Genomic DNA, 12,725 nt, shown 5'->3' on the forward strand with positions numbered 1-12,725 from the left:
CCCCATGCGCATGTTCTCGCTGCTTCCGCTGATCGCAGTCGGCCTGTTCGGCTCGGGCTGCTCCTCCAGCGACACCCGGCCGCTTCCGCGTGCGCCGTCGGTGGATGTGCCACGCTTCATGGGCGACTGGTACGTGATCGCCCATATTCCGTCCTGGCCCGAACGCGATGCCTACGATGCGGTGGAAAGTTATGCCTTGAAGCCCGACGGGCGCATCCAGACCACCTTCACCTATCGCAAGGGCAGCTTCGATGCACCGCAGAAGTCGATGCACCCCATTGGCCGTGTCGAGAAGGAAGGCAATGGCGCGATCTGGGGCATGCAGTTCATCTGGCCGATCCAGGCCGAGTACGTGATCGCCTGGCGGGATGACGACTACCGCCAGACCATCGTGGCGCGCAGCAAGCGCGACTATGTCTGGTACATGGCGCGTACGCCGCAGGTGTCCGACGGCGACTACCAGAAGGCCGTGCAGCGCATCGCCGAGATGGGCTACGACATCCGCCGACTGCGGCGTGTGCCGCAATCCGTCCGGTAGCATTCGATCCCATCAATTGACAGCTCCGAATCGATGGATGCAGCGAATCACTTCTTAGGAATATTCGCAAAAATCAAGCAATTTCGATGTTCGCCGCGACAGCAGCGCCAGAATGGTCATCACGCCCCATGGGCGCCGATCACCTCCCTGCGCATGAATGGACCTCCTGCCCCGCGCCCGCTGCGACTGGCACTACTGGACGACCACGAAGTCGTCCGTCGCGGCACTGCCCTGCACCTCTCCCGCGACGCCCGCTTCCGTATCGTCGCCAGCCACGCCCGCAGCGACGAACTCATCGACAGCCTCCAGCAGATGCGGGTGGATGTCGCGATCATCGATCTGACCCTGGCCCGCGACGATCGCAGCGCGGCCGAGCTGACCCCGCTGCTGCGCGAGCACTTTCCTCGCGTCACCCTGCTCGCTTTTGCGACCCTTTCACCCTCGATCCACATCAACCAGCTTATCGCCACTGGTGTCGGTGGCGTGGTCAGCAAGGCCGAACCACTGCCGATGCTCTCGGACGCAATCGTGCGCGTATCGCAGGGCCTTCCGCGACTGCCACCCGATTGCACGCTGCCGGGAGACTGCGAAGAGCTCAGCCGCAACGAGCGCGAAGTACTGGAGCTCCTGCTGGCGGGCCTGACCGTTTCGGAAATCGCGCTCCGCCGCCATCGCAGCATCAAGACCGTCAGCACACAGAAGGTTGCGGCCCTGCGCAAGCTCAGGCTGCGCAACGATGCCGAGATCTACGCCATGCGGCAGCAGCTGGAATCACCGTGAAGATGCGTGATCGAATGCGTACATCCACCCTCCTGCTGTTGGCGCTCATCCTGCTTCCCGCCGCGTCGGCCGAGGATGCGTCATCACTTGAATGGGGGCCCGGGCGCGAAGTCCGGGTGGCGACCACGCCGTCGCTGCACCCGGTACCCGCTGCACTCGCTGGCGGCACGACGTTGCCAAGTCTGGCCCATGGCTACGCCAATCTGGTTGCACGGCGTTCGCAGCTGCAGTTCCAGGAGCACCAGCATCCCAGCACCGGCGCATCGGTGGCTGCCGTCTGCAGACGCGAAGCGGATCTGGTACTGGTGATTGGCAACCACCTGCAGCCACCCTGCCCCGGCCTGGTGGCATCCAGCACGTTCCGCGGTGGCAAGACGATGCTCGCCGGCCGCAGCGGCGAACGCCTGCCACGCGATATCACGGAGCTGGACCACCAGGTCCTGGCCGTGCTCGAAGGGGGGCCGTATGCGGAATGGCTGGCCGCGCGCCATCCGCACGTCCGCCTGCTACACCTGGCCGATCGGCACGCCACGCTGGCAGCTGTTGAAAACGGCACCGCCGATCTGGCAATCGGCCTGGAAACGACCCTGCGGCCCCTGATCCGTCGGCATTTCGCCGGGCACCTGCACCTGCAGCCTTTCGACAGCGATTTCTCCACCGACCTGCACCTGCTTGCGCGCCACGAAGATCGCCAGCTGCTGGAGCGCATCGAGCGGGCATTGCACGACATTACGCTGGAGGAACATGCCGGCCTGTTGCAGCTATGGGCCCAACAGGCGGCCCCCGCCTCGCTGGAGCACGTCCTGGACTGGATGCGTCAGCTGCCCCCGCAGTGGCTGCCGGCCCTGGCTGCCGCATTGGCAGTCGCCCCGTTCCTGTGGCATGCCTGGCACAGGCGCCTGCGTGCTGAAGGCCGTGCCCGCGCCCGCGCGATTGGCATGTTGAGCCACGAGGTGCGCAATTCGGCCCAGGCAGTCCTTGCCTCGATCGACCTGCTCAGCCAGCCGTCGGCGCCCATGGGGCGGCGAGAAGCACTGGCGGCTGCACATGCCGCGGGCTCCTCGCTGCGCAACCTGCTCAACCGCTCGCTGGAGTTCTCACGCCTGGCCAGCGGCACCTTCAAGCCGCACGTAGAACCTTGCGACATTGCACGACTCTGCCGCCACTCGCTGGATGCAATTCGTCCCCAGGCTCGGCAGCGCGGGCTGGCGCTTCGCTTCGACTGCCTCCCCGAGCCCTGCCCCATTGTCGCCATCGATCCGGAAGGACTGCGCCAGATCATCGACAACCTGCTGGGAAACGCACTCAAGTTCACCGACGTCGGCGGCATCGAGCTGCGCCTTCAACTGACACCGGGCAACCACCCTCGTGAGCTCATGCTGGATGTGATCGACAGCGGTATCGGCATCACTGCAGAGCAACTCACCGTGCTGTTCCAGCCATTCCAGCAGGGCGAAGACGGCAAGGAGCGCGGAGGCAGCGGATTGGGACTGATGATCGCGCATGCGCTTGCCCGCGCAATGGGCGGCAACCTGTCAGTACACAGCGTCCCCGGGCGCGGCAGTCGCTTCACCCTGCGCCTGCCGGTACGCCCCGCCAAGGCCAAGGTGGGGTCAGCCGCCAGCGCCGGCGCGGGAACGCCGCTGGGCGGGGTTGAGCTGCTGCTGGTGGAGGACCACGCCCTCAATCGCCGGGTCATCAGCGAGCAGCTGCGCCGCCTGGGTGCCGATGTACACGCGTCTGGCGACGCCGCCAGCGCGCTTGCCGAGCAGGCCGTGAGACCGCGCAGCGTGATCCTGCTCGACATCGGGCTCGGGGACATGGATGGCTATGCGCTGGCCATGCAGTTGCGCAGGCAGGCGCGTGCCCCACTGCGACTGATCGCGCTGTCGGCACGCCGCGATCGTCGGCATGTGGCGCGCTGCCGGAAAGCAGGGTTCGACGCCACCCTGACCAAGCCACTACAGCTTGAGTCACTGCTGCGGGCGCTGGAGCTGCCGGCGACCGGACAGGCCATCGCAACGGGCACAGCCGCAGGCGACCCCGCCTACATCACGGACATCGGCCACGAGCTGCTGCGGATCGAACAGGCCATCGATGCCGCCAGTGCCACTGACCTATGCCATCACGCGCATCGGCTTCAGGGGGCCCTGCAGATATACGGGGCTGCCGCAGAGGCGGACACGGCGGGCGACCTGTGGGAGCTGGGTCGCGACGCCACACCCGACTGGGCCGATGCGCGACGCCTGTTGCGCGTCCTTCAGCAATGGCATGGCTCCCGCGCTGCGGAAGCCATGCCCGGGGCCTGATCAGGCCGCCAGACGCTCGACCTGGCGACGGGTCAGATCGTTGAAGCGACCCAGCGACATCAGATGCTGGTGGATCAGCGCCAGCCAACCACTGCGATGCCACTCGATCACAGTGGCTTCCGGCAGCGCGACGAACTTCTCGACGTCGACGACCTGGAAACCATTGAGATTGAACTCACGGCCATCCGGGGTACGCACGGTGGCGTTGCGCTCGACCAGCAGGCCGTTGTCGATCAGGGCCTTGGAGAAGGCCTGGGTCTGTTCGTGCTCACGGGTGAACTGGCCACAGAACTCCAGCGCCTGCTGCACCATGTCGGTGGCCTTGCCATCGACGAACAGCGGCTGGCCTTCGTCACCGCCCTTGACCACGCGCGAGCTCTCTTCGTCGATGCCCAGCAGGAAATCATTGTCCGAGCCGGTGTCGATGAAGATGAAGGGGTGGCGACGCAGGTAGGCCGGGATATAGGCCTCGTCTTCCCACAGGCCATCCTTGATGAACAGGTTCTGGTCGGATACACCAACGGCAGCCATCGGCACTGCGGTCGGGCCAGCGAAGAGGATCGGGAAGTGGTGCAGCGCCAGCGAGAACTCGCCGAGCACCAGCGGAATGGCGTTGTTGCCCGCGGCAAACTCGAGCCTGCCCGGCAGGATGCGCAGGTCGGCGTGCACATCGGCCTGCAGCGGCACCGGACGGGTGTAGAACAGGGGGGCGTTGCTCGGCGCCGCTTCGGTGGTGGTGTCGCTGGTGGTGGTCATCTTGGGAACCGTTCGATCATGCGCGCCTGCCATCCCGGGCGCGCCAGCGGGAACAACCTGAATCCCGCATTATCAACAAGCTCGATGACAACGGCCACCCCATCGTCGGCCTATTTCAGCTGCAGGGGGTACCGCTGCCAGAGCACATGGACCAGGAAACCGGCCAGTTCGGTGTCACGCGCGCTGACCGCTGCGCGGATCTTGTCCAGCAGCACCATGTCCGAACAGGAGCGCACATCCGCGTGGTTGGCCTGCCCTGCCCGGCGCGCGCGGTAGCGCGCGGCCCGTTGCGCGTCACTCATGGCGTACCCGAACTTGGGCGGACGGCCGCGCTTTCGCGGCAGGGTCAGCTCCAGGGTTCCGGGGTCTTTGTCATCACGCATGAGAAGGGTGCGGGCGGCGGCGAGCAACGGGGGGTGCGCAATTTATCGTGAGGCATCACTTTAATCCAGCCTTTTCTGCAGTTTTGTTGCGATGCAATGCAAAAAAATCGCATCCCGAGGGCCCCATCCACGCATGGCGTGGATCTACTGCAGAGCTCGCGACCCGATCACCCTGTAGATCACGCCATGCGTGGATGCGCGCCCCGAACACAAAAAAGGGGAGCCCGCGAACGGGCTCCCCCCCACGTTTCCTCATGCAGCGCGTACCGGCTCGTAGCCGTGCAGGTGCGCCTCGCTACTCGCCCGCCCCTGGCTGAGCGAACGCAGCGACGTGGTGTAACCCACCAGCTGCGCCAATGGCGCAAAACCACTGACCTCAGCGCGACCGTCCTGGTCCTCGATGCGGGCAATGCGACCGTGGCGCCGGTTGAGGTCGCCGACCACATCGCCCACCGACGCCGACGGCGAATGCACCGTCACCGCCATCACCGGTTCCAGCAGCTGCGTACCACCTTCGGCCAGCGCGGCCTTGATCGCCTCGGCACCCGCGCGATGGAACGCCATCTCCGAAGAGTCCTTGGCATGGGTCTGGCCATCGACAAGACTGACCTCGATGCCGACCACCGGATGACCCTGCGGCCCTTCCGACAGCGCAGCACGTACGCCCTTCTCCACCGCGGCGATGAAGCTGCGCGGCACCACGCCACCGACGATGCGGTCGTTGAACACCACCTGGCCGTCCTCACGCGGCGACACATCCAGCACCACGTGCGCGAACTGGCCCTGGCCACCGGTCTGCTTGACCAGCCGCCCGACGACGCCGGTCATCGCACGCAGCGGCGTCTCCTGGTAGGCCACGCGTGGCGCACCTACGCCCACGCCCACCTTCCATTCGCTGCGCAGGCGCTCGACCATCACCTCCAGGTGCAGCTCGCCCATGCCCCAGACCAGGGTTTCCGCCGTGTCGCGATCGGTTTCGACGCGGAACGACGGGTCTTCCTGGGCCAGGCTGGCCAGGCCCTGCGCCATCCTGATCAGGTCGGCCGCACGCGCCGGCTCCAGGCGCCACGCCAGCACCGGCGCCTGGGCCTGGATGTTCTCCAGGCGCAGCGGCTGCGCACGGCCGCTCAGCGTTTCGCCACTGACCGCATCCTTCCAGCCCAGCACCGCGACAATGTCACCGGCCACGGCCTGCTCGATGTCGTGGGTCTGGTCGGCCTGCACCCGCACCAGCCGGCTGACACGCCGTCCCTGTGGGTGCTGCGAGCTGGCCACCGCGTCGCCCACCTTCAAGGTCCCCGAGTACAGCCGCACGAAGCTCAGCGCGCCGTGTTGCTGGTGGGTGATCTTGAACAGCAGGCCCGCCAGCGGACCGTCCGGATCCGGCGGCAGCACCACCTCGCCGCTCTCGCTTTCGGCGGTCACGGCAGGGCGATCCAGCGGCGACGGCAGGTAATCGACCACGGCATCGAGCAGCGTCTCGATACCCTTGTCCTTGAACGCAGCACCGGCCAGCACGGGCACGCCCGCACCCGCCAGCGTCGCCCGGCGGATCGCCGCGCGCAGCTGTTCGGCATCGATCACGCGACCTTCCAGCCAGGCATCGGCCAGTTGTTCATCGTGATCGGCCACGGCCTCGACCAGCGCATCGCGCTGAGCCTGCCACTGCGCGCGTGCCGCGTCGTCCCACGGGGCCACCGTGGTTGCGGCGCCATCCTGCCACTGCAGCACGCGCTCATCGACCAGGTCGACCCAGCCATTGAAGCCGCTTTCGCTGCCCAACGGCACGCCCAACGCCCACGGTCGCGCCTGCAGTTTGTCCTGCAGCTGCTCCAGCACGCGCTCGAACGAAGCACCGACGCGGTCCATCTTGTTGACGAAGGCGATCAGCGGCACGCGATGGCGACGCGCCTGGCGCCATACCGTCTCGGACTGCGGCTGCACGCCGTCCACGGCCGAGAACACGGCCACGGCACCGTCGAGCACGCGCAGTGAACGTTCGACTTCGATGGCGAAGTCGATATGGCCGGGGGTGTCGATCAGGGTCAGCCGATGCGACGGCAGGTCACGTGGCGCCCACTGCGCCTGCACGGCGGCAGCGCCGATGGTGATGCCGCGTTCGCGCTCGATCGCCGAGAAATCGGTGGTCGCATTGCCGTCGTGCACTTCGCCGACGCGGTGGATCTCGCCGCTTTTCCACAGCAGGCGTTCGGTCAGCGTGGTCTTGCCGGCGTCGATGTGGGCAATGATGCCGAGGTTGCGACGGCGGGAAAGGACGTGGGTGTTCATAAAGAGGTTCCTGCAAAGCCAACTTCAGGGGCCGCACACCCCGGTTGGCGACAGGGTGCGCGGCTAGCGTTCGGTCTCGGCGATCTGGTGCATGGCACGTTCTCCTTCGCAGTACTGGGTAGAGTCGAGTAGGTAGCGTCGACTGGGTAGCGTCGACTGGGTAGAGTCGACTGTTAGTCGACTAATGAGAAACAAAAACAAAAAGAGCGCCCCGGAGGGCGCTCTGTCGAAGGTCCAGCGATGACCGCTTCAACGGCCTCGTGGGGCTCCAGGCAGACACGCCCGTTCCGCGCTTGCGCGGGTCAGGGTGAAAAACTTCAGGAGCGGCATCCGGTTCATGGGGCGCATTCTAGACCTGCCAATCTGGCGCGCAAGTGAATATTGCACACAATAATAGAACGATGAGGCCGACCGACATCGGGGTCGGATCCCTTTGCCCAAAGCAAAGGGCTCTGCCCCTGCCATGTCCTACTTGCAGTCGTGCAGCTTGCGCGCCTCACCCACGGTCGCCGCCTGGTCGTCGCCCATCGAGATCCACCCCTTCAGCGACGTCGCCGGGTCCATGTGCGGCAGCCGTGCGCCACCTTGGATCAGCACTTCGGTCCAGCTCCCCACCGGCGCCAGCTCGGACAGGCGTGCCGCCTGATCGTCCTCGGTACTGAACATGTCGTCCGGGCCCGCCGGAGGCGTGGTATTCACGGTTTCCGTCTTGTGGGTCCGGACCCGAAGTGCACCGTCCGGCAGCCGCTGGGTGATCACCTCGTATCGCTCAACACCATACGCCCAGCTGCTTTCGCCAACGCTGCGGGTCTCGCTGCCGTCATCGGCCACGGCCACCACCTCGCCGGCCGGCCCGATGACGCCCGCGACAGCCCCCAGGCCTGACATCAGCGCCTGATAGACGATCATCTGCCGCTGTTCGGAGGTCAACGCACCGGCCTTGAGCTTGGTCGCAGGAATCTTCAGGTACGCCGTCTCCCTGCACAGCACCAGCACCTGCTGGTCGTCCCAGCTCACCGACATTTCCTCGTTGGCGAAGTACTGCGTCTTCATCGACGTCACAGCGGCACCGTCGCTATTGGAATGTCGGGTCTCGATCAGCGAGGCGTTCTCGGCCGCGTCGGTCAGCGAAACCTGAGAGGTCGAAGCCGCATTGGCAGCGCAAGCGGAAGCAATCATTGCCGCGAGCAGCACGCTGCAGGTAACGGTGCGGAACATGGCATCAGTCCATTGAAGAAGACGAAGCAATCATGATACCCGGAGCAACCTGGCGGGCCCTCGCTCAGGTCACCACCACCAGCGGCACCCCGCGCCTTGGGTGCTCCAGCACCACCACATCCTGCTGGTAGACCCGCTGCAGGTTGTCTTCGGTCAGCACCTGCAGCGGCGTGCCATCGGCCGCCACCCTGCCCTGTTCCAGCAGCACGATGCGATCGGCGTAGCCAGCCGCCAGGTTCAGATCGTGCAGCACCACGATCACGCACGCACCAGCTTCGGCACTGGCACGCACGCTACGCAATGTGCGCTCCTGGTGGCGCAGGTCCAGCGCGGCGGTCGGCTCATCGAGCAGCAGCAGCGGCGTATCCTGCGCCAGCACACGCGCGAACGTGGTGCGGGCGGACTCGCCACCGGACAGCTGCTGCACCTCGCGCAGGCGCAGCGCCTGCAGTTCGGCGGCATCGATGGCCGCTTCCACCCGGGCTTCGTCCGTGACCGGGTCCGGCGGGTGTGGCAACCGGCCCATCGCCACCACCTCCTCTACGCTGAAGGCGAAACGAACGCCGTGCTCCTGCGGCATTACCGCGCGCTCGCGCGCCAGCGGCCCGGCCTTGTAGCTGGCCAGCGGTTTGCCCAACAGGCTCACCTCGCCCGCATCGGCGCGCAGGTCGCCGGCCGCTACCGCCAGCAAGGTGGACTTGCCTGCGCCGTTCGGGCCAACCAGCGCGGTCACCGTACCCGGCTCGAACGCGAGCGAGATGCCATGCAGGATCTCGCGCTGCTGGCGGCGCACCACCACCTCGTGCAGCTTCAGCAGTACGCTCATGGCGCCGCCTTGCGGCGCTGCTGCAGCACCAGCCAGAGGAAGAACGGCGCGCCCAGCGCGGCCGAGAACAAGCCCAGCGGAATCTCCGCCGGCGGATCGAGCGTGCGGGCCGCGGTGTCGGCCACCACGATCAGCAGCGCGCCCAGCAGGCCGGACAACGGCAGCAGCCAGCGATGCCCGGGGCCGACCAGCAGGCGCGCCACGTGCGGCACCACCAGGCCAACGAAACTGATCGAACCGGCAAAGGCCACCGCCGCGCCCACCAGCAGCGCACTGAACGCCACCAGGCGACGCCGCGTGCGGGTCACGTCCAGCCCGAGGTGCTGCGCCTGGCGTTCGCCCAGCGCCAGCATGTCCAGCGGCGTGGCCAACCGCTGCAACGCGAACACGCCGATGGCAAACAGGGGCACCACCGCCGCCACATCGGCCCAGTTGGCACGCGCCAGCGAGCCCATCTGCCAGAACACCAGCGACTGCAGTTCGCTTTCGCTGGCGATGTAGGTGAGGAAACCGATCAGCGCCGAGCAGAACGCGGCCATCGCGATGCCGACCAGCAGCAGCGTGGCATTGCCACTGCCTTTGCCGGGTCGCGCCAGCGCGTAGGTCAGGCCGATCGCCAGCGCACCGCCGGCGAATGCCGCTACAGGCACCAGCCAACCGGCTGCGCCCGCAGCGCCGAGAACAATGGCTGCGACTGCACCCAGCGCAGCACCCTGGCTGACACCGACGATGCCGGGGTCGGCCAGCGGATTGCCGAACAGGCCCTGCAGGCTGGCGCCGGCCATCGCCAATGACGCGCCGACCATCGCGCCCAACAGGGCACGCGGAATGCGCAGCTGCCAGACCACGGCCAGGTCGCGGCCGCTGACCGCCTGCGGATCGAGCAGCCCCAGCTTCACCGCCAACGCCTGCATCACCTCCAGCGGCGGCAGCCGCAGCGGGCCCACGGCGAACGAGGCCAGCACCGCACCCAGCAGTGCCAGCAACGCCACCAGCAACATCGTCCGCCCGCGACGGCGGCGCCGATCCGCTGGACTCATGCCTTCGGCAACGCCGCCAGGGCCTTGGCCAGCGCCAGCGCGCCCGCACCGGAACCGACACTGGTGTACTTCAGCTGCACGTCCGGCATCACCCAAACCCGATTGGCCTGCCCGGCCGGGGTCTGCTTCAGCGTCGGGTACGCCTTCCACAGGCCCTCGGCACCGCCGAACAGCTGCAGGTCATGCTCGGTCACCAGGATCACCTCCGGCGCTGCGGCGACCACGCCTTCATTGCTCAGCTGCGAGTAGTTCTTCACCCCCGCCTCGGTGCCGATGTTGACGCCGCCAGCCAGCGCGATCAGCTGCGCCGAGGCGCTGTCGGCACCGGCAACAGTCGGTGAGCCGCCAGCGCCGGTGGCCGACACGTGGATCAGTCGTGGCGCATGGCCCAGGCCCTTGCCAATCGCTGCAGCCTCGTCGAGCTGACGCTGCACCTGCGTGGCCAGTGCTTGCCCTGCCTCGGCCAGCCCTAGTGCAGCGGCGACCTTGCGCACCTTGTCCGGCGCCGGCTGCAGGTCATCGATGACCACCGCCGGCTCGCCCACTTCGCGCAGCTTCTTGGCCAGTTCGGTATGGCGGCGCAGGCTGTTGCCGAGGAACAGCGAGCCCTGCAGGCTCAGCACGCCCTCCACGCCAGTGGTTCGGTTGAACAGGAACTGGTGCGGCGCGGCCAGGCCGGCCTGGGTGGTGGTGTTGGTCGGCGCGGCAAATACCTGCTTGCCCAGCCCCAGTGCTTCGATCACCGCGATGACGTCGTCGCCACCGGCGATGATCCGGCTGGTGTCGGCCACTTCGATATCGGCGCCATCATCGGAATGCACCTTGGCCGGCAGCACCGCCTTCTGGCCGTGCACGGCCGGCATTTCGGCTCCTGCCACGCGCTGCCAGCCTACCGGCAGCACGGTTTCCGCAGCGGCCGCCGTTGCTGCGGGCGACTCGGCAGGCGTATTGGCATCAGAGGGAGCCGACGAGCCGCCACAGGCAGCCAACGCCAGCGAAACAGCGAACGGAAGCGCACACAGGCGCAGACGGGACGCGATGTTCATGCACATTCTCCTTGCTGGCAGGGCGACGCGCACGCCACCCTGCCCTGTGACTTACTGCTTCGGGGTGATGCGGGTGATGCGGTCACCCTTCGGGTCTTCAGCGCCGCGCGACTTGTTCACCGCGAACACGTTGCCCTTGCCATCGGCGCGGACGTGGTTCGGCAGCGTGCCGCCATCAAGATTGGCGACCACCTTGCCGTCACCGTTCACCACGGTGACCGTGCCAGCGCCACGGTTGCTGACGTAGGCGAGGCCGGAGGCATCATCGAAGGCGACGTTCAGCGCGCCGGCGCCGACCGGCACATCGTGCAGCACCTTGCCGGCGGCCACGTCGACGATCAGCAGGTTGTCGGTGCCCTGCGAGGCCACGTACAGGCGGTTGCGTGCCGCGTCGTAGGCCACGCCCGAGGCACTGATCGAATTGCCCAGATCGATGACCTTCTCGACCTTGCCGCTGGCCACATCGATCACCGCCGCTTCCGGGGTGCCGATGCTGACGGTGAACAGCTTGCCGCCCTTCTCATCCAGCACCAGGCTCATCGGGGTGAACTTGCCGTCGTCCACGCCGGATTCCAGCGTCACCTGCGGCAGTTCCTTGAAGGTCTTCGCATCGAACACCGACAGGTGGTCCTCGCCGGTGGCAGAAGCGAACACCTTGCCGCGCGTGCCGTCGACCACCACGTCGCGCGCGTGCGGCACGGCATCGACCGGGAACTGATGGACCAGCGACAGGTCCTTCTGGCGATAGACCGCGATGGAGTTCTGGCGGGTGTTGGTGACCCAGACATTGCCGTTGGCGTCATCCACGCCCACGCCGTAGACCGCGTACACCGCGCCATTGGTGCTGCCCGGCACTTGCGCCGGGGTGATCGCCTTGGTCACCTTCAGCGACTTCGGGTCCAGCTTCAGCAGCTGCGACTGGGTCACCGGCGGGCGACCCACCGCCGAGGTCACGAACACTGCGTTGCTGGCGGCGCTGTAGGCGGACTGGTACAGGCCCGGCACCAGCTTGTTGGACTGGGTGGCGAACTGCGCCTGGCCGGACAGCGGCAGCTGCGGCGAAACGCGCAGCTTCAGCACGGTGGCCGCAGCCGGTTGGCTGGCGCGCACCACCACCGGATGGGTGCCCGGCACCGCGTCGGCCGGAATGCTCAACTGGGCCTTGAAGTTGCCATCCGCGTCGACCACCAGCGGCTGCGCGTTGAGCACGCTGTCACCGCGCAGCAGGCTGACCTTCTGGCCCGGCACGAACCCACGGCCGACCACGTCGGCAGTGCTGCCGGGAACCACGTTCTCACCGCGTGAGACGACTTCACCCTTGAAGGTGGCGTTGGCCGGCTGGTCGAACACCGGCTGCGCGGTGGCGGTCACCGCCAGCAACAGGCCGGCGGCGAGAGAGGTGAGACGGAATGACGGACGGAACGACATGGAAGGCTCCTTGCACACGTAGGCCGCGCCACGTGACGCGGGATTCATCGGTTGCCTGGGCCGCTGCACGCCGGCAGCCTCGCCTGGGTAGTGGGGTCGCACGGCATCGCGT

Annotated in this window: 11 protein-coding genes; 3 read left to right on the forward strand and 8 right to left on the reverse strand. The window is 67.1% G+C overall.

What is annotated here, in order from left to right:
• Window positions 1-4 precede the first annotated feature (4 nt).
• From AC5P78_RS10975 to AC5P78_RS10985, 3 genes are read left to right on the forward strand one after another with little or no spacing between them, the layout of a single operon-like run.
• Complete coding sequence (locus AC5P78_RS10975; RefSeq protein ID WP_005413302.1) at window positions 5-538, forward strand: lipocalin family protein; 534 nt, start codon at window positions 5-7, stop codon at window positions 536-538.
• Window positions 539-571: 33 nt separating this feature from the next.
• A complete protein-coding gene (locus tag AC5P78_RS10980; protein ID WP_414498227.1) occupies window positions 572-1,318 on the forward strand; it encodes a LuxR C-terminal-related transcriptional regulator in 747 nt (248 codons plus the stop codon).
• A 2-nt stretch (window positions 1,319-1,320) separates the two neighbouring features.
• A complete protein-coding gene (locus AC5P78_RS10985) occupies window positions 1,321-3,627 on the forward strand; it encodes an ATP-binding protein (protein WP_138970008.1) in 2,307 nt (768 codons plus the stop codon).
• On the opposite strand, the gene AC5P78_RS10990 is transcribed toward AC5P78_RS10985, so the two are convergent.
• The 8 genes from AC5P78_RS10990 to AC5P78_RS11025 form a co-directional block, all read right to left on the reverse strand.
• Entirely contained in the window at window positions 3,628-4,383 is a 756-nt protein-coding gene (locus AC5P78_RS10990; protein WP_005409617.1) for a SapC family protein, read from the reverse strand.
• Between the two features lie 110 nt (window positions 4,384-4,493).
• A complete protein-coding gene (locus tag AC5P78_RS10995) occupies window positions 4,494-4,766 on the reverse strand; it encodes a hypothetical protein (protein WP_005409616.1) in 273 nt (90 codons plus the stop codon).
• A 252-nt stretch (window positions 4,767-5,018) separates the two neighbouring features.
• Entirely contained in the window at window positions 5,019-7,055 is a 2,037-nt protein-coding gene (gene fusA, locus AC5P78_RS11000; protein WP_012480150.1) for an elongation factor G, read from the reverse strand.
• Window positions 7,056-7,523: 468 nt separating this feature from the next.
• Window positions 7,524-8,273 carry a hypothetical protein gene (locus tag AC5P78_RS11005; RefSeq protein ID WP_076738928.1) on the reverse strand — a complete coding sequence of 250 codons (750 nt, stop codon included), beginning with the start codon at window positions 8,271-8,273 and terminating at the stop codon, window positions 7,524-7,526.
• 64 nt (window positions 8,274-8,337) lie between these two features.
• Window positions 8,338-9,099 (reverse strand): heme ABC transporter ATP-binding protein, encoded by a 762-nt coding sequence (locus tag AC5P78_RS11010; RefSeq protein ID WP_076738927.1) that lies wholly within the window; start codon window positions 9,097-9,099, stop codon window positions 8,338-8,340.
• Window positions 9,096-10,139 carry a FecCD family ABC transporter permease gene (locus AC5P78_RS11015; protein WP_076738926.1) on the reverse strand — a complete coding sequence of 348 codons (1,044 nt, stop codon included), beginning with the start codon at window positions 10,137-10,139 and terminating at the stop codon, window positions 9,096-9,098. The genes AC5P78_RS11010 and AC5P78_RS11015 overlap by 4 nt, the downstream gene beginning before the upstream one ends.
• Window positions 10,136-11,185: a heme/hemin ABC transporter substrate-binding protein gene (locus AC5P78_RS11020; RefSeq protein WP_060380375.1), complete on the reverse strand. Its 1,050-nt coding sequence runs from the start codon at window positions 11,183-11,185 to the stop codon at window positions 10,136-10,138. The genes AC5P78_RS11015 and AC5P78_RS11020 overlap by 4 nt, the downstream gene beginning before the upstream one ends.
• A 51-nt stretch (window positions 11,186-11,236) precedes the next feature.
• Window positions 11,237-12,613, reverse strand: a complete 1,377-nt coding sequence (locus tag AC5P78_RS11025) for a YncE family protein (protein ID WP_076738925.1) — start codon at window positions 12,611-12,613, stop codon at window positions 11,237-11,239.
• Window positions 12,614-12,725: the final 112 nt, after the last annotated feature.

The sequence above is a fragment of the Stenotrophomonas sp. YJH_SMC_133 genome, assembly GCF_059370655.1.

Bases quoted from the DNA above. Each gene is read 5' to 3' on its own strand.
- AC5P78_RS11010 (WP_076738927.1), bottom strand. From the start codon at position 9,099: ATGAGCGTACTGCTGAAGCTGCACGAGGTGGTGGTGCGCCGCCAGCAG.
- AC5P78_RS10985 (WP_138970008.1), top strand. From the start codon at position 1,321: ATGCGTGATCGAATGCGTACATCCACCCTCCTGCTGTTGGCGCTCATC.
- AC5P78_RS11015 (WP_076738926.1), bottom strand. From the start codon at position 10,139: ATGAGTCCAGCGGATCGGCGCCGCCGTCGCGGGCGGACGATGTTGCTG.
- AC5P78_RS11020 (WP_060380375.1), bottom strand. From the start codon at position 11,185: ATGAACATCGCGTCCCGTCTGCGCCTGTGTGCGCTTCCGTTCGCTGTT.
- fusA (WP_012480150.1), bottom strand. From the start codon at position 7,055: ATGAACACCCACGTCCTTTCCCGCCGTCGCAACCTCGGCATCATTGCC.
- AC5P78_RS10995 (WP_005409616.1), bottom strand. From the start codon at position 4,766: ATGCGTGATGACAAAGACCCCGGAACCCTGGAGCTGACCCTGCCGCGA.
- AC5P78_RS10980 (WP_414498227.1), top strand. From the start codon at position 572: ATGGATGCAGCGAATCACTTCTTAGGAATATTCGCAAAAATCAAGCAA.
- AC5P78_RS10975 (WP_005413302.1), top strand. From the start codon at position 5: ATGCGCATGTTCTCGCTGCTTCCGCTGATCGCAGTCGGCCTGTTCGGC.
- AC5P78_RS11005 (WP_076738928.1), bottom strand. From the start codon at position 8,273: ATGTTCCGCACCGTTACCTGCAGCGTGCTGCTCGCGGCAATGATTGCT.
- AC5P78_RS11025 (WP_076738925.1), bottom strand. From the start codon at position 12,613: ATGTCGTTCCGTCCGTCATTCCGTCTCACCTCTCTCGCCGCCGGCCTG.
- AC5P78_RS10990 (WP_005409617.1), bottom strand. From the start codon at position 4,383: ATGACCACCACCAGCGACACCACCACCGAAGCGGCGCCGAGCAACGCC.